This is a genomic window from Vibrio sp. V31_P5A7T61 (assembly GCF_009904895.1).
GTDB lineage: Bacteria > Pseudomonadota > Gammaproteobacteria > Enterobacterales > Vibrionaceae > Vibrio > Vibrio metschnikovii.
This window is the reverse complement of the sequence record NZ_WXWI01000057.1, coordinates 156,585-180,712: the sequence shown is the minus strand read 5'-3', so window position 1 is coordinate 180,712 and position 24,128 is coordinate 156,585. Positions and strand designations below refer to the sequence as shown.

Below are 24,128 nucleotides of genomic sequence, written 5' to 3'. Positions count from 1 at the left end.
ATAAGAAAGGCAGCAATAACGCTGCCTTTCTCTTTATAACCTGTAACTAAACCAACCTATTTTGCGACTTTCCAGCAATAAATGCCTCGATATTAGCGATTAGTATCGTCACCAGACGTTGAATCGCACTATCACTTCCCCAAGCAACATGTGGAGTGAGTAATAAATTCGGTAAGTCCATATTGGCAATCAGTGGATTCCCCATGTCAGCGGGCTCTTGAGTAAACACATCCACCCCAGCTCCAGCAATACGACGCTGCTTTAATGCATCCACCAGAGCCACTTCATCAATTAATCCCCCTCGACCGGTATTAATAACCAGCGCATTCGGTTTCATTAACGCCAACTCTGGCTGACTGATTAAATGGGTGGTCGCTGCCGTTAAAGGACAATGCAGTGTTAATACATCAGCCGTCGTTAATACCTGCTCAAAACGAACATACCCTTCACGGCAAGACTCAGCACCTTTGTGTTCTGCAAACATCACTTGCATCCCTAATGCTTGAGCTAGGGCTGCCGTTGCTTTACCGAGCGATCCACCACCAATAATACCCATCACACTACCGGCAATATCACCAATCGGATGAGTAAAGAAACAGAACTGCTTATTGCGTTGCCACTCTCCGGCAGCAATATCTTGATGATACCCAAAGAGATTGCGCCTTAAAGCAAACATCATCGCAATAACATGTTCAGGGACCGATTGAGTCGCGTACCCCTGCACATTACACACCGCAATATTTAGCTCACGACACGCCGGTAAATCAACATTATTCGTGCCCGTTGCAGAAATCGCGACCAACTTGAGTTTCGGCAGTTGAGCCAGTATCTCGCGAGTGAGTACCACTTTATTAGTGATCACGATATCAGCGTCACCGATACGCTCAAGTACCTGATCAGGCGTCGTAAAATCATACTCTCGCCACTGGTGAGCAACGCTCAGATCGGGAAGATCAATATGACGAGGGATCGTCGCTCGATCCAAAAACACCATGTTAAGTAATGACATAAACCACTCCCTCAAATCACTTTAATCGCACATTGATTACTTCACTTCGTCTCGTTCAATCACATTAAGGACGAGGTAGAGTTTTATAATCCGGTAGTTTTCTTTCTGGATCAAAATGATCCAAGATCACCGCCTCAGCTTCGGGATAGAAATCACACGGTACAAAAATGGTTCGCAGCCAATGACTGCGTGGATGATAAAAACTGAGTTCTGCAGCGTGCAGGGCTAATCGATCAGAAAAAGCTAATGCGTCAGGAGAAGCATAAAACTCGTCACCGACTATCGGATGCCCAATCGCTAACATATGTACCCGTAACTGATGAGAACGCCCCGTGACAGGAAACAAACGAACAATCGTTGTCTGCTCCTCTTGCTTAACCACCTGATACAAGGTTTTCGATGCTTTACCATGCTCAAAACAGACTTTTTGTCGCGGACGATTCGGCCAATCGCAAATTAATGGTAAATCAACTTCACCTTGCTGCTGCTCAAGTTTGCCCCATACTCGCGCATAGTAGACTTTATGGGTTAATCGATACTGAAACTGCTTTTTCAGCGCCGCTTCCATGTATTTATTCTTAGCAAACAGCATTAAACCTGACGTCGACATATCTAAACGATGCACGACTTGGATTTCCGAATGCTCAGCCACCAAGCGACTCCACATACTGTCATAGTGCTCAATATGTTTGCCGGGCACAGAGAGTAATCCTGACGGTTTATTGACCGCCAAAATATACTCATCTTCATACACCACATCTATCCACGGATCGGTGGGGGGATGGTATTCAATCATCGCCATTATTATTGTCTCATCAGGAAAAAACGCCGCATTATATACTTAAATAGGGTTAAGTTGCAGATTGATGGTAAGAGGGATGATCGGCACTTTATGCATCGCTTGAGCTTAGTAACTCCACCGAAAACGTAACTAAAAGTTGACAGAATATTAACCTATGATATTGATACGATATATTGACATAAGATCAATAATTCATATACCCAAATCACTTGGAGTTGCAGGTAGGCGGCAAGTGAGTTCATCCCCATGAGCATAGGCAGACGATGCGATCGGTGTGAACCAACGTAGCCAACACCGCTGTAGCTTCAAGTAGGAAGGGGATAGTGACCATAACAATAAATCAAACACAACTATCAATCATACCTCTGGCACTGAAGATTGCTGAATCATGGCCTAAAACCAAGTGACCGCAAACGCAAGTCAAAGGTAGAAAAAGGATCGAGAATGGAAAACAGTATCCCTTATTCAAACACCGAAAAACTCAGATTAAAACAATTAGTTCGCTCACTTGGTCCGGGGATCATGATGGCCGCAGCGGCAGTAGGAGGCTCCCATCTTGTCGCTTCTACTCAAGCTGGCGCAATTTATGGCTGGCAATTAGCGGCATTGATTTTACTGGTGAATTTATTCAAATACCCTTTCTTTAAAGCTGGTGTTCAATACACCATGGGAACCGGAGAAAGCCTCGTTGAAGGTTACGCTAAACTAGGAAAAACCTACCTGTGGGGATTCACTCTATTAAGTATTTTCTCCGCAATAGTTAATACGGCTGCGTTACTGTTATTCAGTGCCAGTTTACTGGGTTACTTCATCCCATTTGAAATAGCGACCAGCGTACTTAGCGGCTTCATTTTAGTAACTTGTTTGATTATTTTGATCGCAGGGCACTACAAAGCTTTGGATGTTCTCTCCAAAACCATCATGGCAGTGCTCACCCTAGCGACTCTCACCGCAGTCTTTATTGCCGCAACTGGGCCTGCCCCATTAACCGTGGTCAGCGAAACGCCCTCACCTTGGACATTCGCTGCGATCGGTTTTATCGTCGTGACGATGGGCTGGATGCCGGCACCGATTGAAATTTCGAGCTTAACCTCAATGTGGCTAAAAAGTCAGCGCCGCCAACAAAATGTGACTGCACAGTCAGCACTGTTTGATTTTAATGTCGGCTATATTGGTACTGCCGTGCTCGCTATCGTGTTTCTTGCCCTGGGCAGTTTGGTGCTACACGGTACAGGGGTTGAACTGGCACAATCAGGGATTGGATTTTCTCATCAGCTGGTTGGTTTGTACGCTTCCACCATTGGTGAATGGTCGCGCTATTTGATTGCTGTTATCGCCTTTTTCTGTATTTTTGGCAGCACGATTACCGTGATTGATGGCTATTCGCGTGTAATTGCCGAAGCACAGCGTTTACTGCAACATAAAACTCACGCTTCGCCTCGTTTGTTTCAAACATGGCTATTTATCGTTTCAGCGCTGGCGTTAGCCATCATTGTCTTTTGGGCGTTTGCCTTGATGCCGATGCTCAACTTTGCCATGGTAATGGCATTTATGACCACGCCATTTTTTGCCCTACTTAATTACATCTTAGTCACTAAGACCCCTTTACCAGCCGAATTAGCGCTCGGTAAAAAAACGCGAGCGTTATCGATCGTCGGATTGATTTATCTATTCGGCTTCTTAGCGCTGTTTATTTGGTGGAAATGGCTAATCTAATCGTAAAAGCGGGTGCTCTATTTCACATCCGATTCGAACGGATCAAAAAAGGCTTTGTCATTTGACAAAGCCTTTTAACATTAAAGCGTACGAGATATAACGTTAGTTATGTGAAACCACAATCAAACGCAGTGAATCAAGTTGATATTGCGCTTGAGAAATATACCCACTTAATGCGCTCATCTGCTGCTCTAATGCGCTGATCTCTTCATCACGGATATTCGGGTTAACCGCTTTTAGTGCCAATAAACGCGCCAACTCTGCGTGCAAGTTATGCTCCATCTCCTGCTTGGCCTGCTCACGAATTGCCTCTACTTTCGCGCTAACCGCAGGATCGCTGGCAACGATCAAGCGATGAATCTCAGCCTGCACAGAAGCGACCAATTTACTGGCTAAATGACGATTCACCGGGCTTAACTGGCGATTAAAGCTTTCAAAATCAACTTGCGCCGATAAATCATTGCCGCGGCCATCCATCAGAATACGGATTGGTGTTGCGGGTAAGAAACGGCTGATACCGCTGCTCTTAGGCGCTTGAGCATCCACCAGATAGACCATCTCTAATAGAATCGTCCCCACTGGCAGCGCTTTATTTTTCAACAGGGATACCGCACAAACGCCAACCCCTTCACTCATTAGAAGATCAATCCCACCTTGAATCATCGGGTGCTCCCAACTGATAAAGTGCATATCTTCACGAGAGAGCGCTGTATTACGGTCAAAAGTAATCGTCGCCCCTTCATAAGGCAAACCGGGATAACTCGAAACCATCATATGTTCAGAGGGCGTGACCACTAAAGCATTGTCACCACGGTCATCTTGATTTAACCCAACGGTATCAAACAGACTTAATGCGAAAGAAACCAGATTGGTATCACCATCGGTTTCTGCAATCGACTGAGCGATCTGCAGTGCTTTTTCTCCACCATTCGAGTGCATTTCCAATAAACGGTCACGCCCTTGTTCCAATTGGCTTTTTAGGGTTTGATTGAGCTTAGCTGAGGCGTCGATCACGCCTTCCAATTCACTGCTGTCTACCGTGGCTAGCATTGCGATCAAAGCTTCGGAGAATTGATCGTAGACCGCACGCCCGGTTGGGCATGTTTCCGCAAAAGCATTCAATCCTTCATTAAACCAGCGGGCCAAAATTCCTTGTGACGTCCCTTGCAAATAAGGTACATAAATATCGATGTCATTTTCTTGACCAATACGATCTAAGCGACCAATCCGCTGCTCAAGCAAATCAGGGTTAAACGGCAGATCAAACATAACCAGCTGGTGAGCAAACTGGAAGTTACGTCCTTCAGAGCCAATCTCACTACAAATCAGTACCTGAGCTCCGCCCTCTTCTTGAGCAAAATAAGCCGCCGCTTTATCGCGATCAATGATTGACATTCCTTCATGGAACACCGTCGCGCGGATCCCTTCTCGCTCACGAAGAGCTTGCTCTAATTGCAACGCGGTACTTGAGCGAGATGCAATGACTAAAATCTTTTCGCTACGTTTGGCTTTAACCTTATCAATCAACCAATTGACTCGTGAATCAAACTGCCACCAGCTCGCATCATCGCCTTCAAACTCTTGGAAGATTTCTTCTGGATAGAGCATTTTCATCGCTCGCGCTTGTGGACTTAGCTTACCACCAATCATCCCCGCGACGCGCATTGAAGTACTGTACTGCGCTGGAATCTCCATCGGCAATAAATGCACGTTCCGCTTAGGGAAGCCTTTAATCGCAGCGCGCGTATTTCTAAATAGAACGCGTCCTGTACCGTGGCGATCCATAAGATTGCTGATCAACTCATCACGGGCAGCGGCTTTTTCCTGTTCGTCAGCTTGACTGTCTAATACCCGCAGTAAGGGCTCGACGTCCTGCTCGGATAATAATTCTGCGATTTGATTTTTTGCGGTATCAGTCAATGCAAGACCAGATAACAGCGCGCTCACGGCATCAGCGACAGGCGCATATTGCTCTTCTTCTTTAACAAACGCGTCATAGTCATAAAAACGATCCGCATCCAACAAGCGTAAACGAGCAAAATGACTTTCGCGCCCCAGTTGCTCTGGTGTCGCGGTTAACAATAATACCGCGGGTGTGCGTTCTGCTAATCCTTCGATGACTTGATATTCACGACTCGGTTTATCTTGGCTCCATTGTAAATGGTGCGCCTCATCAACCACTAACAGATCCCATTCCGCTTCCAGCGCTTGTTCAAAACGTTGCCGGCTTTTACGTAAGAAATCTAATGAACATAAGACATATTGCTGGGTTTCAAACGGATTATCCGCTTCAGCATAGGCCTCAACGCAGCGCTCTTCATCAAATACCGAAAAATGCAAGTTAAAGCGACGCAACATTTCTACCAGCCACTGATGCTGCAATGTTTCAGGCACCACAATTAAAATCCGCTCTGCGCGTCCAGATAACACTTGTTGATGAATGATCATCCCCGCTTCGATGGTTTTACCTAGACCCACTTCATCGGCTAACAAGACACGAGGCGCATAACGGCGACCCACTTCATGGGCAATGTATAATTGATGAGGAATTAACCCCGCACGCATACCACATAGGCCGCGCATTGGGCTTTTATGTTGCTGGTATTGATTGGTCAGCGCACGATAACGCAACACAAAGTTATCCATCCGATCAATTTGCCCAGCAAACAACTTATCTTGTGGTTTATTGAAGCGGATTTGGTTACTCAGAAAAATCTCTCGCAACGCAATGCCTGCTTGTTGAGTATCTTCACGAGTCCCTAAATAGGTGAGTACGCCCTGATCTTCCACCACTTGTTCAACATTGAGTGACCAACCTTCTTGACTATCAACCGTATCACCGACATTAAAAGCCACCCGTGTGACTGGCGCATCATGACGCGCATACACTCGGTTTTCTTCGGATGCGGCAAACATTAACGTCACCGTACGAGCGTCCATCGCGACCACTGTACCCAACCCTAAATCACTTTCTGTATCACTTATCCAGCGTTGCCCTAAAGCAAAAGTCATCAAGACTACCTCATCTATTGGGATTAAACATTATCCGTTACCGTGACTGCACCGGTGCCAAGAAAAAGTCTACTTGTCCTACCGTTATGGTGCAGAAAAAGGTCGCTAATCTTACTTGATGGCGTGATACAGGTCACGTCCATTCCACGCTTTTTTTCTTCAGTGGCTGGCTGACATCAAAGTGTCACATTTTAATGTCAATGCTAATTCAATAGGTTGCTATACTGAAAAAGACCAGCAGGTTGCCAAACGATACTAAACTGGTATCACCTTACGTCGGCGTAAGGTTTGTTGGCATACGATATGCTTGTTCAAACAGAGAGTATCCATACCAGTTTGCCTTCTATCCGCAGTGATCGACAACCTGGCGACAGCGTAGAATCGATCGTAAGTACGAGAATGCAGACCTTCATTATACCCGCTATCACATAGCAAGGAGACGCTTATGGGCGATACTGACCGGAAACTGTTTGTCCTAGACACCAACATACTATTGCATGAACCGCTTGCAATTTACTCCTTCCAAGAACATGACGTCGTCATCCCGATGACCGTACTCGAAGAACTCGACAGAATTAAAGACAGCAAACGCGATGTGGCCCGAGACGCACGAGTCGCCATTCGTGCCTTGGAAAACATTTTCCACGATGCAACACCGGATGAGATTTCTGAAGGTATCCCATTAAAAAATTCAGGTGGCAATAAAGGAACCATTGCCATTTTGGCCGATTACGAAGTGCATGAAACGGTTAAAGCGTTTACCGACAAAGAGGGGGACAACCGGATCCTGAATGCCGTATTGCACCTACAAAACAAGCGCGCACCACGTTCGGTGGTATTAATCACCAAAGACATCAACATGCGTTTACGTGCGAAGGGAGCGGGAGTACGCTTTGTTGAAGATTACCGAACTGACCAATTAATTGACGATGTACAATACCTAACAAAAGGCTTCCAGACCCGTCCCGGTAATTTTTGGGATAATGTCGATAGTGTGGACAGTTATACTTTGGGAGGCAAAACTTTCCATAAATTGGATCGCAAACCCTTCGAGCCCACCTACATTAATCAATATGTATTGGATGAAGAAAGCGACTTCACCGCTCGAGTCGAAACTCTCAGCGATGACTCAATAACCCTACGTGATCTTGGACGTGAACGGCTCATGCACCGTAAAGTCTGGGATATTATGCCAAAAAACATTTATCAAGCCATGGCATTAGATGCCTTGCTCGATCCCGAGATTGATTTAGTCATTCTCACCGGCGCGGCCGGTAGTGGTAAAACGTTGCTGGCCATGGCGGCCGCCTTAGACCAAACCATCGAACGCAAAATGTTCGATAAAATCATTGTTACTCGCAACACACCCGATATTGGTGAGTCGATTGGCTTTTTACCGGGTAGTGAAGAAGAGAAAATGATGCCTTGGTTAGCCGCTATCACCGATACTTTAGAAGCGCTGCACAAGCACGATCACTGTACCGAGGGCTCGCTCAAATACATCTGTGATAAAGCCAATATTCAATTTAAATCCATCAACTTTATGCGTGGTCGCTCAATACAAAATGCCTTTGTCTTATTGGATGAGTGCCAAAACTTAACCGCATCACAAATTAAAACCATCATTACTCGCTGTGGGGAAGGAACCAAAATTGTCTGTTCCGGTAACTTGGCACAAATTGATTCCCACTATCTCACGCCTGTCACCTCCGGGCTCACCTACATGGTTGAGCGGTTCAAAAACTTCGAAGGCAGTGCCAACATTCACCTCAATGGTGTCGTTCGTAGCCGCTTAGCCGAATTTGCGGAAGAAAACTTGTAATCCAATGCGGTGAGTTATTTCACATAACTCACCGCCCAACAAAAAATAATTATTCACTTTTATAGCATTTATATGTTTAACTGGTCCTATTCTTTTTTATGGTTAAGGACTCGATATGGCTTTTAATTTGCGTCAGCGTAATTTTCTAAAATTACTTGACTTCACTCCCCAAGAAATTCAATTTTTGTTGAGTCTAGCGGCGGACTTAAAGCGAGCCAAATACGCAGGCACCGAGCAAAAAACCTTGCTGGGCAAAAACATCGCGCTTATTTTTGAGAAAGCCTCCACACGTACCCGCTGCGCTTTTGAAGTTGCCGCCTTTGATCAAGGCGCTCAAGTCACCTATATTGGCCCTTCCGGCTCACAAATTGGCCATAAAGAATCGATGAAAGATACCGCACGAGTATTGGGCCGTATGTACGATGGCATCCAATATCGCGGTTATGGTCAATCGATCGTCGAAGAACTTGGCCAATATGCTGGGGTTCCAGTATGGAATGGCCTCACTGATGAGTTTCATCCAACGCAAATTCTGGCTGATTTCCTAACCATGCAAGAGTTTTCTCATGGTAAAGCTCTAGATCAAATCCGCTTTGCTTATCTTGGTGATGCGCGCAATAACATGGGTAATTCACTCATGGTCGGCGCGGCAAAAATGGGCATGGATATTCGCTTAGTCGCTCCTAAAGCTTTCTGGCCAGATCGTCAATTAGTCGATATTTGTCAAAGTATTGCCCAACAAACAGGGGCAAGTATTACCTTGACCGAAGATGTCGCAGAAGGCGTCAAAGGCTGCGATTTCCTCTACACCGATGTTTGGGTCTCAATGGGAGAAGAACCCGAAGCGTGGGACGAACGCGTGGCGATCATGACGCCTTATCAAGTTAATATGGCGGCTATTCGTGCCACGGGGAATCCTCGCGTTAAATTCATGCACTGCTTACCCGCCTTTCATAATGATCAAACCACCGTTGGTAAACAAGTAGCCGAAAAATATGGTATGCAAGGCTTAGAGGTTACTGAAGAAGTGTTTGAGTCCGAACACGCGATCGTGTTTGATCAAGCGGAAAACCGACTCCATACCATCAAAGCCGTAATGGTCGCCACCTTAGGTAGATAACCATGCATTTAATGGTTAATAAGTAAACGAAAAACTCACTAAGCAAACGCTTGCCTTGAGAAAAGTTCGGCGTATAATGCCCAGCAATTTGTCTAAGGGGTGGCTTGTGAACAGAAACGATATCAACCATGTTTCTATGCTTCATTGCGGTGAGCAATTTTGCTTACTAGTCAATGCGTTGTTACCCTTTATTGATAATAAATAGCCTCCCAGATCGGGGGGCTTTTTTATGGCCGAAACACCAAGCAAGGGAAGACATTATGACCAATTCGCTTTACCAAAAGCACATCATCTCCATTTCTGAGCTATCACGAGCAGAACTGGAATTGATTGTCCGCACTGCAGGTCAGCTAAAAGCAGAACCGAAACCGACTCTGATTAAAGATAAGGTTATTGCCAGTTGTTTTTTCGAACCCTCAACTCGAACGCGACTCTCTTTTGAAACAGCGGTACAACGTATCGGTGGCAGCGTGATTGGTTTTGATAATGGTGGTAATACGTCACTGGCTAAAAAAGGCGAAACCTTAGCCGATTCAGTTCAGGTGATAGCCTCTTACGTTGATGCATTTGTTATGCGTCATCCTCAAGAGGGAGCCGCTCGTCTTGCTTCTGAATTTTCCAATGGCATACCGGTGATTAATGCTGGTGATGGTTCGAATCAACATCCGACACAAACCCTGCTCGACTTATTCTCCATTTTTGAAACTCAAGGCCGTTTAAATAACTTAAACATCGCCTTTGTCGGTGACTTGAAATATGGCCGTACTGTTCACTCTTTAACTCAAGCATTGGCGAAATTTGACAACAACCGCTTCTTCTTTGTCGCTCCAGAAGCACTGGCAATGCCCGATTACATTTGTGAAGAACTTGATGATGCCGGGCTGCAATACAGCCTACATAGCGATATGGAAAGCGTGATCCCTGAACTCGACATTTTATACATGACACGAGTCCAAAAAGAACGTTTCGATGAATCAGAATACGCGCATATTAAGTCCGCCTTCGTGTTAACGGCGACGATGCTGCAAGACGCTCGCTCAAACATGAAAGTCCTCCATCCGTTGCCACGGGTTGATGAAATCACAACGGATGTCGATAAAACCTCGCACGCCTACTTCTTTCAACAAGCCGAGAATGGGGTCTATGCCCGTGAAGCACTGCTCGCCCTTGTGTTAAATGAGTCACTGTAATGGAGCCGAACATGAATAAAGAGACTAAACTGCAAGTTGAAGCGATTAAAAACGGGACGGTTATTGATCACATCCCAGCCAAGGTTGGGATCAAAGTCTTGCGTTTATTTGATATGCACAACTCTCATCAACGCGTCACTATCGGACTCAATCTTCCCTCTTCTGCACTTGGCCATAAAGATCTCCTGAAGATAGAGAATGTCTTTATCAACGAAGATCAAGCCAATAAACTCGCACTTTATGCCCCCCATGCAACGGTTAACCAAATAGAAGATTATCAAGTCGTTAAAAAATTAGCCTTAACGCTGCCAGAAAAGATCAATAACGTTTTTGCTTGCCCAAACAGCAACTGTATCTCACACAATGAACCCGTTGAGAGTAGCTTCCGCATTTTTGAGAAAGCCAATGAAATTCGTCTTAAATGTAAATACTGTGAGAAAGTCTTTTCACGCGAAGTGGTCACCGAACGCGAAGCCTAAACAGAGTTCATTCGTACTAACGACGTAACATCCATAAACGAAGTGCAAACCGCCAAGGTTCTGCCGATTGCCTCTTTACCTCTACTAGGTTTAGAGGCACACTAAAAACTCATTTTTAATCAAGATTATGGAATAACTCGCATGACTAAAGTTCTGCATACCGAATCGGCTCCAGCGGCAATCGGGCCTTATATTCAGGGAATTGATTTAGGTAACATGGTGTTGACTTCAGGCCAAATCCCTGTAAACCCAGTGACAGGTGAAGTCCCTGCTGATATCGCTGCTCAAGCAAAACAATCTTTAGATAACGTTAAAGCGGTGGTTGAATCGGCAGGATTAACGGTAGGTGATATCGTTAAAATGACCGTCTTCGTCAAAGATCTCAATGATTTTGCGACCGTAAATCAAGTATACGGTCAATTTTTTGATGATCACAACGTCGCCAATTACCCTGCACGTTCTTGCGTTGAGGTGGCTCGTTTACCGAAAGATGTTGGGATTGAAATTGAAGCGATCGCTGTTCGTCGATAAGCGTTCTCGCGATAAAAAAGGTTGCTTGATAAGCAACCTTTTTTCTTTTCTCTGATGTATTAGCGAGACTTCAACGGCTCAGTGATTCTATAAAAGGCAATTATCCACGAGCTGGTTGAGCATCTAGTCGCGCCACTTCGGCATCAAGTTCAGCCAATTTGATTTGCATATCATGGTGACACTGCTTAGATAATTCACGGACTTGTTCTCGAGTTAACCCTTCCGTACTAACGGGCGGCAGCATTTCGACAATCACATGACCATTATTCCAACGATTTAAACGTAAATGATTGGTAGAACTGCACACTATCGGAATAATCGGCACTTTCGCACCTATCGCAGCATGAAAAGCACCCGCTTTAAAAGGCAGTAACCCCCGGCCACGGGAACGCGTTCCTTCAGGGAACATCCAGACCGAAACGTCACTGTTATTCATACTATCCACCACTTGATCAATCGTGCCTTTGGCTTTGGCCTTATTGCTGCGATCAATCAAAATATTGCCGGTTAGCCAATACAACTGACCAAACAACGGTGTCCATAATAGGCTTTTTTTGCCTACCGTGACCACTTTGGGCGTTACCGCCGCAGAGACGGTAAAAAGATCCCAAGTATTTTGATGGTTAGCAATATAAATCGCCTGACCACGATGATAAGCATCATCAGGAATACGTAACTCTAAAGTAATACCAAATACCCGAGACATTTTGGCAAACAGACGGCCAAAGGTGAAAACGTGTTTTGGATTGCGCGGACTGAGCAAACAATAGCCACATCCAAAAACAAACATCACAACAGCAAATAGAGCTAATGCCAAAAGACGCAAGACAGCAATCATGCAGATTCTCCAATGGAGCTTAAATAAAAAAGCCGAAATCCTAAAATTTCGGCTCATTAACCCTTGAGCCCGTTAGTTTGGCTCACTGACACGTTCGATATGAGCCCCTAACGCCGACAATTTATCTTCGATGCGTTCATAGCCACGATCGATATGATAAATCCGATCAACGATGGTTTCACCTTTAGCAATACAACCCGCGATCACTAAGCTCGCGGAAGCTCGTAGATCCGTTGCCATCACTTGAGCTCCACTCAATGATTCGACATCACCACAAATCACCGTGTTCCCCTCAACTTCGGCTTTGGCTCCCATACGCATCAATTCAGGTACGTGCATAAAACGGTTTTCAAAGATGGTTTCGGTAATTTTACCGCCACCTTTGGCCATCATATTCAGGAGAGTAAATTGGGCTTGCATATCGGTCGGAAAACCAGGATGGGGAGCGGTGCGAATTGACACGGCTTTCAGCTCTCGCCCAGTCATGTCCAAACTTATCCAATCATCGCCAGTTTCAATTTCTGCACCAGCTTCTTCTAATTTAGCGAGTACCGCTTCCAGTAAACTGGCTTTGGTATTGCGACAGAGGATCTTGCCATGAGAGACTGCCGCAGCAACTAAAAAGGTGCCCGTTTCAATGCGATCAGCAACCACAGCATGACGACCACCACCAAGACGTTCAACACCCTCGATAGTGATACTGTCTGTACCTGCACCGATAATTTTAGCGCCAAGTTTATTTAAAAAGGCAGCAGTATCAACAATTTCCGGCTCTCGAGCAGCGTTATCTAATACCGTTTTACCTTCTGCCAATGTCGCGGCACACATGATGGTAATCGTGGCACCGACACTGACTTTGTCCATAACAATATGCGCACCTTGTAAGCGCCCATCAACGCTCGCTTTGACATAACCGTCTTCTAACGTAATCGTCGCACCCAATTGCTCAAGGCCATGAATATGCAAATCGACGGGACGTGCACCAATCGCACAACCACCGGGTAGCGAAACTTGGCCTTGACCAAAGCGCGCAACCAGTGGACCCAATGCCCAAATAGAGGCACGCATGGTTTTTACGAGGTCGTATGGCGCGCAATATTGGTTAATTTGGCTAGCGTCAACATGAACTGAACCATTACGTTCCACTTTTGCGCCTAAGCGTTTGAGCAGTTCCATCGTGGTATTAATGTCACGTAAGTGAGGGACGTTAGCGACTTCAATTGGTTCTTCGGCCAAAATGGACGCAAATAAAATAGGCAGTGCAGCATTTTTTGCACCGGAAATGGTCACTTCACCTTGCAGCGGCTTATCTGACCCAATAACTCGAAATTTTTCCATTAAAAAACCTTACAGCGACATCAACTTTTTATTGCGAGCCCACTCTTGTGGGGTGAACGTTTTGATTGATACCGCGTGAATATCATTACGCTGAATGTACGCCATTAATGGAGCATAAATCAGTTGCTGTTTTTTCACTCGACTCATCGTCTCGAAGCTCGCATCAATCGCGATCACTTCATAATGGCTACCCTCACCTTTGACATGTAGCTCTTCAAGGTTGAGCGCTTGTTGTAATAATTGTTGTACTTGTGTGCTATCCACAATTCACCCCTGCTAATGGTTGAATATGTTGAGCCATCATCGCTTCGATGTTGCTCAACTGAAATAATGTGCGCAGTTGTTGTGGCACAAAACTCAGCATTATATGACAGTTTTGTGTTTTTGCATGCTCTATTAAGTGAATGAGCATTACCATCCCCGCAGAATCGATACGTTGTACCTCTGCTAAAGAAATCTCGCATTGCAAAGCCGTCGGTTGCCAAGTTTGTAAATGACGCCACAAGTTAGGAACGGTTTCTCTATCCAGCGCGCCTTTTAATAAGGCGTGTTCAGGATTGGTCATTTGCCATTGCTCACTCATTGTGACTCACTCTCAAAACGGATCGGTTGCTCTGATAAGCGTTGCAACTCTTTCGCGACCGCTAAGATCCCGTCTTGACGGATTTTACCGCTCCACTCAGATTGCTTACTTGATAACAAACTGATCCCTTCTGCAATCATATCAAATCCTTTCCATTCTCCATTTCTCTCCTGACGCAGACGGAACTCAATTTTCACATTCGGTCTTGGTGGGTCGATCAGTTCCACCTGTACGCCAGTAATCCGTCGCCCTTCTGGGACTGGAACTTCAGGAGCAAACTCAACGCGCTGATCGTTATATTGAGTTAAGGCTTGTGCATAGCTTGTCACCATATAAGCGCGAAACGCCGTAATGAACTGGCCAACCTCTTCACGATTAGCCCCTTGTAAATGTGTGCCGAGTAGTTTCAACGCTGCATACTGCTCATTGATGTAAGGCATCAGCTCTTCTTCAACAATGACTTTAAGATACTCAGGATTGTCGCGAATTTTAGGTTGTTCCGCTTTTAAACGAGCAAATGACTTTTCTGCCACTTGTTTCATCATCTGATAAGGCTGCGTTTTATCAATCACTTCGGCTTGAATTGCCAATGAAAAAAACAGGCCTAGTACTAAAACCCAATACCGTTTCAACATGATTTACTCCTGTTTTTTACTGTCTGAACTGCCTACGCTATACAGCACTTGGCCGATTAAATCTTCCAATACTAGCGCTGATTTGGTGTCTTCAATATGGTCACCATCTTTGAGCATTTGCTCATCATCAAAGACAAATCCGGGCACTAAACCTATGTATTGCTCACCAATTAATCCTGAAGTGAGTATTTTCACACTGGAGTTTTCAGAAAACTGATCATATCGACTATCGATTGCCATGGTCACAACCGGCAATAAACGATGACGATCCAGCTGAATATCGGATACGCGCCCCACGACTACACCACCCACTTTGACTGGTGAGCGAACTTTCAAATTGCCGATATTATCGAACTCAGCGGTTAATGAGTAAGTATCGTTTGAACCTAACCCTTTCACGTCAGCTACGTGAAAAATCATAATAAGAATTGCGCAAATTCCTGCTAGCACAAAACTCCCTACCCAAAATTCTACTTTTCGTGTTTGCTGCATGTTTAATTCCCAAACATCAATGCGGTCAGAACAAAATCCAGTGCTAACACCGCCAAAGACGAGTGTACCACGGTACGTGTTGTCGCTCGGCTAATCCCTTCTGAAGTAGGAATAGCGTCATAACCGTTAAACAGCGCGATCCAAGTTACTGTGATCGCAAAGACCACACATTTGATCACGCTGTTACCAATATCTCTACCTAATTCAACCGACGATTGCATTACCGACCAAAAACTACCTTGATCAATACCTTTCCAATCAACGCCGACTAAATGCCCACCCCAAATGCCTACTGCCATAAAGATCATCGCCAGTAAAGGCATAGAAATCAGTCCAGCCCACAAACGTGGGGCAATGATTCGCTTAAGCGGATCCACGGCCATCATTTCTAAACTGGAGATTTGTTCGGTAGCTTTCATTAAGCCAATTTCCGCCGTCAACGCCGAACCGGCTCGTCCCGCGAACAGCAATGCCGTGACAACAGGGCCAAGCTCACGCAATAACGACAAGGCCACCATTTGCCCTAAGCTGGTTTCAGCCCCAAAATCAACTAGGATTACATAACCTTGCAAGCTGAGAACCATGCCAATAAACAGGCCTGAGACGATAATAATCGCCAGAGACTGTACGCCAACGCTGTACAATTGTTTAATCAGCAGAGGTAAATGTTGGATCGGTCTTGGTCTTCCCACCAGAGCCCCAAACAGCATCAAGCTCGCTCGCCCAAAAGATTCGCCAACGCCTAAACAGCGCCGACCAAAGCGACTGATTGCTTGCTCCCAATTATTGGCCATCAAACAAGTCCTTCTCTATCGACTGCGCAGGAAAACGAAAAGGAACAGGCCCATCCGCTTCACCGCGTAAAAATTGTTGCACGCGTGGATCTGGGTTATTTTCCAGTTCTTGCGGCGTACCAAAAGCAATCACCTTGCCATCCGCCAATAAATAAACCCAATCAGCAATACTCATCACTTCAGGCACATCATGAGACACCACCACCGACGTTAAACCTAATGCTTGATTTAAGTTACGGATCAGCTCAACCAGAACTCCCATGGTGATAGGATCTTGGCCAACAAACGGTTCATCGTACATGATCAGTTCCGGATCAAGCGCGATGGCTCGCGCCAAGGCGGCTCGACGTGCCATACCACCAGACAGCTCGCTTGGCATTAAATGGGCAGCTCCGCGTAAACCCACCGCTTCAAGCTTAAGAAGGACCAGTGTTTTTATCAACGCCTCGTTTAATTTCGTATGTTCGCGAAGTGGAAAGGCGACATTATCAAACACATTAAGATCGGTAAATAGAGCACCTGATTGGAAAAGCATGCTCATTTTTTTACGGGCTTGATAAAGCTGTTTACGTGATAAATGGGGAATATTATCGCCATCAAACCAAATGTCACCGGCTTCAGGCAGGAGTTGACCACCAATCAAACGTAACAAGGTCGTCTTGCCTATTCCAGAAGGCCCCATAATGGCGGTGATTTTCCCTTTCGGTACCTGCAAACTCACCTGATCAAAGATGAGACGATTGGCTCGGGAAAAGGTTAACTTATTGATGGTCACTAGATCAGTTTCGGACATACTCTCGATTCGCTGTTGTGGTTTTCCATCCAGATAATGCGCAATCATAAGCAGATTAGGCCTAAATTAAAAGCGCTGTTCAATTAGTCATTCGACAAGCCCTCTCTCCGGCCAGTGATATTTTGCTCTAATAACCTTACATCACTGACGATAAGAAGAGTGATGAAAACGTCATCGAACCTTTGACTATCCGGAAAAATCGGTAACAAAGTGTAAGTAAAGCGTCCGATTTCTCTCAATTAAGCGCAATCACGCATGAAAACCCTTGATAAAAATGCCACAATAAATGTTATCTTCGACTTCCCTTTTAGTGACCAACACGTCAAAATTAGCGGTTACTCATTCATTTTTTATTGAGATTAGGAATCGCCATGCTCGAAGCCACTGGATTACTGATTGTCGGCCTGATTCTACTGGTTTGGAGTGCCGATAAGCTGGTTTTTGGCGCTGCCGCCATCGCACGTAACGTCGGTATTTCTCCCTTAGTTATCGGTATGACTATTTTAGCGATGGGCTCATCAGCCCCTGAAATGATGGTTTCAGCTACCGCCGCTTTAGATGGCAAAACGGATACCGCGGTGGGTAACGTACTCGGTTCGAACATCGCCAATATTGCATTGATCCTCGGCATCACGGCATTAATTAAACCATTATCAATCAGTTCAATGGTCTTGCGTCGCGAATTACCACTGATGGTTGGCGTGACGCTATTATCTGGTCTTCTGCTCTGGAATAGCTATTTAGGCTTTTATGAAGGTATTCTGCTGTTTGTTCTCTTTGCGGTGTTTATCTTAGCGATGTTACACATTAGTCGTAAAGAGCAGCAAAATGGTGATGCCTTATTGGCTGAATGTGAATCAGAGATTCCAAGCGATGTGAGTAATAAAAAAGCCATCATCTGGGTCGTTATTGGTCTAATACTACTGCCTTTTGCGGCCAGCATGCTTGTTGATAACTCAGTGATCATTGCCAAGTATTTTGGTATGAGTGATTTGGTTATCGGACTGACGATTATTGCCGTCGGAACCAGCTTACCAGAACTTGCTGCCTCGCTGGCTGGAGTATTAAAAGGTGAAGATGATATGGCCGTCGGCAATATCATCGGCTCGAATGTGTTTAATATTCTTGCCGTAATGGGTATTCCTGGGATTTTAAACCCATCGATACTGAGCGATAGCGTTATGGGCCGTGACTTTTGGGTCATGTTAGCGGTCTCATTATTACTAGTGATCATGGCCCTTGGTAAATCACGCAGTATTAACCGTCTCGAGGGTGCTGTACTGTTTATCATATTCATTGCCTATCAAGGGTATTTATTGATGAATATGGCTGCTTAATGTAGGGAATGGGAATGTCTGAAAACTTTGATTACCGCCGTGTTGCTCAGCAAGTGCTGGCCACTGAAATTGCCGGATTACAACAATTAGAACAGTACTTTAATGCTGATTTTACTCAAGCGTGTGAAATGATTATCGCGAATAAACAGGGTAAAGTCGCCGTAATGGGGATCGGTAAATCTGGGCATATTGGTAAAAAAATTGCCGCGACGTTAGCCAGTACAGGCACTTCGGCTTTTTTCGTACACCCAGGCGAAGCCTCGCATGGCGATCTTGGTATGATAGAACGCGGTGACATTGTGCTTGCCATTTCTAACTCTGGTGAATCTTCTGAGATTCTAGCGCTATTTCCGGTATTAAAACGGCTCAATAATCGCATCATCAGTATGACTGGTAACCCCCGTTCAACCATGGCGAACTTGGCCGATATTCATTTACAAATCACCGTTCCTGAAGAAGCCTGTCCGCTAGGTTTAGCGCCGACATCAAGCACCACAGCCACGTTAGTCATGGGCGATGCATTAGCCGTTGCACTTCTGCAAGCACGGGGGTTTACCGCTGAAGATTTTGCCTTGTCACACCCTGGGGGTGCCCTTGGCCGTAAATTACTGCTTAAGCTATCGGATATCATGCACCAAGGAGAAGCGCTGCCTAAAGTTTCGCCTAATGCACTGATCAGAGAAGCACTACTAGAAATCAGTCAAAAAGGCTTAGGCATGACCGCCGTCGTCAGCGACGATGATCGCTTAGTGGGGATTTTCACTGATGGCGATCTACGCCGAATTCTCGATAAACGAGTGGATATTCATAGCGCGACTATCGAGCAAGTCATGACGCAAAACCCAACCGTTGCTTCCCCCCACCTACTCGCGGTAGAAGGGCTAAACTTAATGCAAGAGAAACGTATTAATGGCTTAATGCTGGTCGATAACCATAAGTTGGTTGGCGCTTTAAATATGCACGACCTACTCAAAGCAGGAGTGATGTGATGACTCAACCAATCACCACTTTATATGGCCAAGTGGATGCAAATGTATTCGCCATCGCTAAGCAGATCCAACTGCTGATTTGTGATGTTGACGGTGTGTTCTCTGACGGGTTGGTCTACATGGGTAACCAGGGGGAAGAGCTAAAAACCTTCCATACCCGCGATGGCTATGGCGTAAAGTCTCTAATGAAAGCGGGAATTCAGATTGCGATCATTACAGGTCGTCAGTCAAAAATAGTCGAAAATCGCATGAAAGCGTTAGGTATTTCACTGGTTTACCAAGGCCAAGATGATAAGCTCAGCGCTTATCACGATATTTGTCAAAAGCTGGCCATTGCCCCAGAACACACCGCTTATATTGGCGATGATCTGATCGATTGGCCCGTCATGGACAAGGTCGCACTCAAAGTATGTGTCGCTGATGGACACCCTTTACTGGTTCAAAAAGCCAATTATGTCACTCATATTAAAGGGGGACATGGGGCGGTACGTGAAGTCTGTGATCTTATTTTACAAGCTCGAGATCAACTGGAAACCTATCAAGGTCTGAGCATATGAGCTTGACTCGTATCCTTTATCTTTGTTTATTTTTTGTTGCTGCTTGGTCGGGGTATTATCTGCTGGATAAAGATCAATCGACGGCGATTCAAGTTACCCCAAATTTTGAGCTGCCGATGTTCAGCGGCAAACATCTCAACAACGTCACCTACAATCAACAAGGTGTACGGAATTATGAGATTATCTCACAACACTTAGATTTTTATGCGGAAAGTGGCAACACGACGTTTGAGTATCCCGTCCTTAAAGTGTATCGAGATGGAACAACCCAAGAGTGGCAATTAACGGCAAAACGCGGAATTCTCACTAAACAGCAAGTGTTGATCCTTTATGATGACGTTGTGGCCCATAATTTATTGGCGGATTCTGGCTTTGAACGACTCACAACCAGTAAATTTAGCATTCAACTCGATAATCGTGACTTTTGGTCTGATAGCCAAGTCACGTTGATCGGGCCACAGTTTGAAACTCACGGGCAGGCGATGAAGGGTAATTTGTCTGACCATTCGGCGGTTCTCTATAACCATGTACAAGGTAGATATGAAACTTTCACACCTTAGTCTTTTGGCTTGTTTATTTGCTTCGGCACCGACATTGGCTCTGTCTACTGATACCCAACAGCCCATTCATATCAACTCAGATAGCCTGCAGTTGGATATGAAGAACAACCGAGTGACCTATATTTCTAATGTTAAACTGGTTCAGGGCAGTATTAATATCAATGCTGAACGACTGGTCGTGATTCGTAATCCGGAAAACGGCAAAATTGAACAAATTGAAGGTTATGGCAATCCTGCTACCTTTTCCCAGTTGACCGATGAGGGAAAAACCTTGCACGGTCAAGCAAAGCAGCTGTATTACAAAATGGCTGACGACGAACTGCTGATGATTGGTCAAGCGATGTTAGCTCAAGATGACAGCGAGATCCGGGGTCAGCAAATTCGCTATCAGATCTCATCACAAAAACTGATTGCTGATGGACAGGGATCGGAACGCGTCTCTACCATTCTTCAACCTCAAGCCGTGCAGCAAGATTAATTATGTCGATACTCAAAGCAGAACATTTAGCCAAAAGCTATAAAAAACGTAAAGTTGTCTCCGATGTGAGCCTACAAGTTGAATCTGGGCAGATCGTCGGTTTACTTGGCCCCAATGGTGCTGGTAAAACCACCTCATTCTATATGATTGTTGGCTTGGTTGCGCGCGATGAAGGTTCGATCATGATCGACGATAAAGACATTAGCATTTTGCCGATGCACAGCCGATCACGACTAGGCATTGGTTATCTACCGCAAGAAGCCTCGATTTTTCGCAAATTATCGGTCGAGGATAACATCATGGCGGTCTTACAAACGCGTGAAGAAATGCCCCATGAAGAGCGACAAGATAAACTTGAAGATCTTCTCGAAGAGTTTCATATCCAACATATTCGTCATAGTGCCGGCATGGCACTGTCAGGCGGAGAACGCCGCCGAGTAGAAATTGCCCGCGCATTGGCTGCCAATCCGAAATTTATCTTACTCGATGAGCCATTTGCTGGCGTCGATCCGATTTCAGTCATTGATATTAAGAAAATCATTGAGCACTTGCGCGATCGTGGACTGGGTGTGCTGATCACCGACCATAACGTACGAGAAACCCTCGACGTGTGTGAAAAAGCCTATATTGTCAGTCAAGGACGTTTGATTGCCGAAGGTACACCACACGAAGTCCTGAATAATGAACAAGTAAAACAGGTTTATCTTGGTGAACAATTCCGTCTATGATTACAGTACGACTACTTATCGATGATCAGTAGGATAGGCATTAACGTCGCAGGATAAACATCAAGTAAGGCATCACCTAGACAAGGTAGTTAATACTGAATGAAACCTTCATTACAGCTCAAGCTTGGTCAACAGTTAGCCATGACTCCCCAGTTGCAGCAAGCCATCCGTTTGCTGCAACTCTCTACCTTGGATCTACAACAAGAGATCCAAGAAGCTTTGATCTCTAACCCGCTACTGGATGTTGAAGAGACCATTGAAGAGTTCTCCGCTAACGACAACTCTGCGCGCAATGAAGACCCAGCTCCCAGTGCAGAGGCGAGCGAACCAGAAGACAGTTCACAATTAATCGAAAAATCAGAAATCAGTGCCGAACTAGAAATGGACGCCACTTGGGATGATGTCTACAGCGCTAACAGTGGCAGTACGGGGTTAGCCTTCGACGATGAGTTACCGGTTTATCAAGGAGAGACTACCGAAACACTACAAGATTATTTATTGTGGCAACTGGATCTGACCCCTTTTAGTGATACCGATCGTACCATCGCCCGAGCGTTAATCGACGCGATCGACGATCACGGTTACCTCACTGTCCCGCTGAGTGAGATTTTAGAAAACTTCGCAGAACAAGAGATCGAACTCGATGAAGTAGAAGCGGTTCGCAAACGTATCCAACAGTTTGATCCCCTTGGCGTCGCGTCGATCAATCTGCAAGATTGCTTATTACTGCAATTGGCAACCTATCCGAGTGAGACACCTTGGTTAAGCGAAGCCAAACTGCTACTCACTGATTACATCGACCTGTTGGGTAATCGTGACTTTAAATTGATTGTTAAAGAGAGCAAACTCAAAGAAGAGGTCTTACGTGACGCGCTACAACTGATTCAACAGTTAGATCCTCGTCCAGGTAATCGAATCTCTCAAGAACAAGCAGAATATGTCGTTCCCGATGTCTCGGTTTATAAAGACCGAGGTAAATGGCAAGTCAGCATTAATCCCGATAGCGTCCCGAAATTAAAGATCAATCAGCAATACGCTAGTCTTGCCCGCGGTAATAATCCTGACAGCAACTACATTCGGTCGAATTTGCAAGAGGCAAAGTGGTTAATTAAGAGCCTAGAAAGCCGAAACGAGACCTTGCTCAAAGTTGCCAAGTGCATAGTTGAACATCAACGCGATTTCTTCGAATATGGCGAGGAAGCCATGAAACCGATGGTGTTAAATGACGTGGCACAGATCGTGGAAATGCATGAGTCAACCATTTCTCGAGTGACGACCCAGAAATACATGCACACCCCACGGGGTATTTTTGAATTAAAGTACTTTTTCTCAAGTCATGTCAGTACCGATAATGGCGGAGAGTGTTCATCGACTGCGATTCGCGCCCTGATTAAAAAATTGGTGGCGGCAGAAAACCCAGCGAAACCATTAAGTGATAGCAAAATCGCAGCCCTACTCGCTGATCAAGGGATTCAGGTAGCAAGACGGACCATTGCAAAATACCGTGAATCCTTGGCGATTGCGCCCTCGAGTCAGCGGAAACGCCTGTTATAAGGCCCAACAGAGAAGGAATGTCTATGCAAATCAATATCCAAGGCCACCACATTGATCTTACCGATGCAATGCAAGACTATGTTCATTCGAAGTTTCAAAAGCTTGAGCGCTTTTTCGAGCATATCAATACCACTCAAGTGATTTTACGGGTTGAAAAACTTCGCCAGATCGCCGAAGCTACGCTCCACGTAAACCAGGGAGAAATCCACGCGACGGCAGACGATGAAAATATGTACGCCGCGATCGACAGTTTAGTGGATAAACTCTCTCGTCAACTCAACAAGCATAAAGAAAAGCTAAGTAGCCATTAACATGCAATTAAGCGAAGTACTCTCATTGGACTGCACCAAAAGTGCAGTCCAATGTTCTAGCAAGAAACGAGCATTAGAAATCATCAGTGAAATCGCCGCTCAACATACTGGTCAAAATGCCACTGAGCTGTTTGAATGCATGCTCAGTCGTGAAAAAATGGGCAGTACTGGCATCGGCAATGGTATTGCGATTCCCCATGCCCGAATGACTGACAGTGAAAAGGCGGTCGCCGTATTGATTCAGTGTGCTGAACCGATTGAGTTTGATGCCATTGATAACCGACCGGTTGATCTTTTGTTTGCTTTACTGGTTCCAGAAGAGCAGTGTAAAGAACACTTGAAAACCTTATCTTGCATGGCCGAACGCCTCAACGACAAGCAAATTCTTAAGCAGCTCAGACACGCCGAAAGCGACCAAGAGCTATACGATATTATGCTCAATCAACCTCAATAGGTCTTG

Annotated in this window: 26 protein-coding genes; 15 read left to right on the top strand and 11 right to left on the bottom strand. The window is 45.3% G+C overall.

The window, feature by feature from the left end; genetic code table 11:
- Window positions 1-46: 46 nt before the first annotated feature.
- Together CAG58_RS13155 and CAG58_RS13150 are read right to left on the bottom strand one after the other, a co-directional pair.
- Window positions 47-1,009 carry a D-2-hydroxyacid dehydrogenase gene (locus CAG58_RS13155; protein ID WP_154170085.1) on the bottom strand — a complete coding sequence of 321 codons (963 nt, stop codon included), beginning with the start codon at window positions 1,007-1,009 and terminating at the stop codon, window positions 47-49.
- A 64-nt stretch (window positions 1,010-1,073) separates the two neighbouring features.
- A complete protein-coding gene (locus CAG58_RS13150) occupies window positions 1,074-1,811 on the bottom strand; it encodes a pseudouridine synthase (RefSeq protein WP_161426689.1) in 738 nt (245 codons plus the stop codon).
- Between the two features lie 444 nt (window positions 1,812-2,255).
- Here CAG58_RS13150 and CAG58_RS13145 point away from each other — a divergent pair, with 444 nt between their 5' ends.
- Window positions 2,256-3,527: an NRAMP family divalent metal transporter gene (locus tag CAG58_RS13145; protein WP_161426690.1), complete on the top strand. Its 1,272-nt coding sequence runs from the start codon at window positions 2,256-2,258 to the stop codon at window positions 3,525-3,527.
- 102 nt (window positions 3,528-3,629) lie between these two features.
- Here the strand turns inward: CAG58_RS13145 and rapA are convergent, their stop codons facing one another.
- Window positions 3,630-6,539, bottom strand: a complete 2,910-nt coding sequence (gene rapA / locus CAG58_RS13140) for an RNA polymerase-associated protein RapA (protein WP_161426691.1) — start codon at window positions 6,537-6,539, stop codon at window positions 3,630-3,632.
- Window positions 6,540-6,984: 445 nt separating this feature from the next.
- On the opposite strand from rapA, the gene CAG58_RS13135 reads away from it, so the two are divergent.
- From CAG58_RS13135 to CAG58_RS13115, 5 genes are all read left to right on the top strand, one after another.
- Entirely contained in the window at window positions 6,985-8,361 is a 1,377-nt protein-coding gene (locus tag CAG58_RS13135) for a PhoH family protein (RefSeq protein WP_004394601.1), read from the top strand.
- A gap of 115 nt (window positions 8,362-8,476) precedes the next feature.
- Entirely contained in the window at window positions 8,477-9,481 is a 1,005-nt protein-coding gene (gene argF / locus CAG58_RS13130; RefSeq protein ID WP_161426692.1) for an ornithine carbamoyltransferase, read from the top strand.
- A gap of 260 nt (window positions 9,482-9,741) precedes the next feature.
- Window positions 9,742-10,671: an aspartate carbamoyltransferase gene (gene pyrB / locus CAG58_RS13125; RefSeq protein WP_161426693.1), complete on the top strand. Its 930-nt coding sequence runs from the start codon at window positions 9,742-9,744 to the stop codon at window positions 10,669-10,671.
- Between the two features lie 11 nt (window positions 10,672-10,682).
- Window positions 10,683-11,150, top strand: a complete 468-nt coding sequence (gene pyrI, locus CAG58_RS13120) for an aspartate carbamoyltransferase regulatory subunit (RefSeq protein WP_158138937.1) — start codon at window positions 10,683-10,685, stop codon at window positions 11,148-11,150.
- Window positions 11,151-11,291: 141 nt separating this feature from the next.
- The gene (locus CAG58_RS13115; RefSeq protein WP_004394597.1) at window positions 11,292-11,681 is read left to right on the top strand and encodes a RidA family protein; all 390 of its coding nucleotides are present in this window, start codon (window positions 11,292-11,294) and stop codon (window positions 11,679-11,681) included.
- Window positions 11,682-11,781: 100 nt separating this feature from the next.
- Here CAG58_RS13115 and CAG58_RS13110 read toward each other — a convergent pair whose 3' ends face one another.
- The 8 genes from CAG58_RS13110 to mlaF all read right to left on the bottom strand — a co-directional run bounded on the left by CAG58_RS13110 (window position 11,782) and on the right by mlaF (window position 17,154).
- A complete protein-coding gene (locus tag CAG58_RS13110) occupies window positions 11,782-12,519 on the bottom strand; it encodes a 1-acylglycerol-3-phosphate O-acyltransferase (RefSeq protein WP_158138938.1) in 738 nt (245 codons plus the stop codon).
- Between the two features lie 72 nt (window positions 12,520-12,591).
- Window positions 12,592-13,857: a UDP-N-acetylglucosamine 1-carboxyvinyltransferase gene (murA, locus tag CAG58_RS13105; protein WP_161426694.1), complete on the bottom strand. Its 1,266-nt coding sequence runs from the start codon at window positions 13,855-13,857 to the stop codon at window positions 12,592-12,594.
- A 9-nt stretch (window positions 13,858-13,866) separates the two neighbouring features.
- The gene (gene ibaG / locus CAG58_RS13100) at window positions 13,867-14,121 is read right to left on the bottom strand and encodes a BolA family iron metabolism protein IbaG (protein ID WP_004394594.1); all 255 of its coding nucleotides are present in this window, start codon (window positions 14,119-14,121) and stop codon (window positions 13,867-13,869) included.
- Window positions 14,114-14,440 (bottom strand): STAS domain-containing protein, encoded by a 327-nt coding sequence (locus CAG58_RS13095; protein WP_040904013.1) that lies wholly within the window; start codon window positions 14,438-14,440, stop codon window positions 14,114-14,116. Before CAG58_RS13095 ends, ibaG begins: the two co-directional genes overlap by 8 nt.
- Window positions 14,437-15,075, bottom strand: coding sequence for an MlaC/ttg2D family ABC transporter substrate-binding protein (locus tag CAG58_RS13090; protein ID WP_154170073.1), 639 nt, complete (start codon window positions 15,073-15,075; stop codon window positions 14,437-14,439). Before CAG58_RS13090 ends, CAG58_RS13095 begins: the two co-directional genes overlap by 4 nt.
- Window positions 15,076-15,078: 3 nt before the next feature.
- Entirely contained in the window at window positions 15,079-15,567 is a 489-nt protein-coding gene (gene mlaD, locus CAG58_RS13085; RefSeq protein WP_154170071.1) for an outer membrane lipid asymmetry maintenance protein MlaD, read from the bottom strand.
- Between the two features lie 2 nt (window positions 15,568-15,569).
- A complete protein-coding gene (gene mlaE / locus CAG58_RS13080; protein ID WP_154170069.1) occupies window positions 15,570-16,361 on the bottom strand; it encodes a lipid asymmetry maintenance ABC transporter permease subunit MlaE in 792 nt (263 codons plus the stop codon).
- The gene (gene mlaF / locus CAG58_RS13075) at window positions 16,351-17,154 is read right to left on the bottom strand and encodes a phospholipid ABC transporter ATP-binding protein MlaF (protein ID WP_040904029.1); all 804 of its coding nucleotides are present in this window, start codon (window positions 17,152-17,154) and stop codon (window positions 16,351-16,353) included. The genes mlaE and mlaF overlap by 11 nt, the downstream gene beginning before the upstream one ends.
- A 371-nt stretch (window positions 17,155-17,525) precedes the next feature.
- Here mlaF and CAG58_RS13070 point away from each other — a divergent pair, with 371 nt between their 5' ends.
- The 9 genes from CAG58_RS13070 (at window position 17,526) to ptsN (ending at window position 24,122) form a co-directional block, all read left to right on the top strand.
- The gene (locus CAG58_RS13070) at window positions 17,526-18,491 is read left to right on the top strand and encodes a calcium/sodium antiporter (RefSeq protein ID WP_154170067.1); all 966 of its coding nucleotides are present in this window, start codon (window positions 17,526-17,528) and stop codon (window positions 18,489-18,491) included.
- A 14-nt stretch (window positions 18,492-18,505) separates the two neighbouring features.
- Window positions 18,506-19,480 (top strand): KpsF/GutQ family sugar-phosphate isomerase, encoded by a 975-nt coding sequence (locus tag CAG58_RS13065; protein WP_004394588.1) that lies wholly within the window; start codon window positions 18,506-18,508, stop codon window positions 19,478-19,480.
- Window positions 19,480-20,037 (top strand): 3-deoxy-manno-octulosonate-8-phosphatase KdsC, encoded by a 558-nt coding sequence (kdsC, locus tag CAG58_RS13060; RefSeq protein WP_161426696.1) that lies wholly within the window; start codon window positions 19,480-19,482, stop codon window positions 20,035-20,037. Before CAG58_RS13065 ends, kdsC begins: the two co-directional genes overlap by 1 nt.
- Window positions 20,034-20,597, top strand: a complete 564-nt coding sequence (gene lptC / locus CAG58_RS13055; RefSeq protein WP_040904008.1) for an LPS export ABC transporter periplasmic protein LptC — start codon at window positions 20,034-20,036, stop codon at window positions 20,595-20,597. Before kdsC ends, lptC begins: the two co-directional genes overlap by 4 nt.
- Complete coding sequence (lptA, locus tag CAG58_RS13050; protein ID WP_040904005.1) at window positions 20,578-21,075, top strand: lipopolysaccharide transport periplasmic protein LptA; 498 nt, start codon at window positions 20,578-20,580, stop codon at window positions 21,073-21,075. Before lptC ends, lptA begins: the two co-directional genes overlap by 20 nt.
- 2 nt (window positions 21,076-21,077) lie before the next feature.
- A complete protein-coding gene (gene lptB / locus CAG58_RS13045; RefSeq protein ID WP_161426697.1) occupies window positions 21,078-21,803 on the top strand; it encodes an LPS export ABC transporter ATP-binding protein in 726 nt (241 codons plus the stop codon).
- A gap of 99 nt (window positions 21,804-21,902) precedes the next feature.
- Entirely contained in the window at window positions 21,903-23,357 is a 1,455-nt protein-coding gene (locus tag CAG58_RS13040) for an RNA polymerase factor sigma-54 (protein ID WP_161426698.1), read from the top strand.
- Window positions 23,358-23,380: 23 nt separating this feature from the next.
- The gene (gene hpf, locus CAG58_RS13035; protein ID WP_004394583.1) at window positions 23,381-23,668 is read left to right on the top strand and encodes a ribosome hibernation promoting factor; all 288 of its coding nucleotides are present in this window, start codon (window positions 23,381-23,383) and stop codon (window positions 23,666-23,668) included.
- Window position 23,669: 1 nt separating this feature from the next.
- Window positions 23,670-24,122, top strand: coding sequence for a PTS IIA-like nitrogen regulatory protein PtsN (gene ptsN, locus CAG58_RS13030; RefSeq protein ID WP_004394582.1), 453 nt, complete (start codon window positions 23,670-23,672; stop codon window positions 24,120-24,122).
- Window positions 24,123-24,128 lie beyond the last annotated feature (6 nt).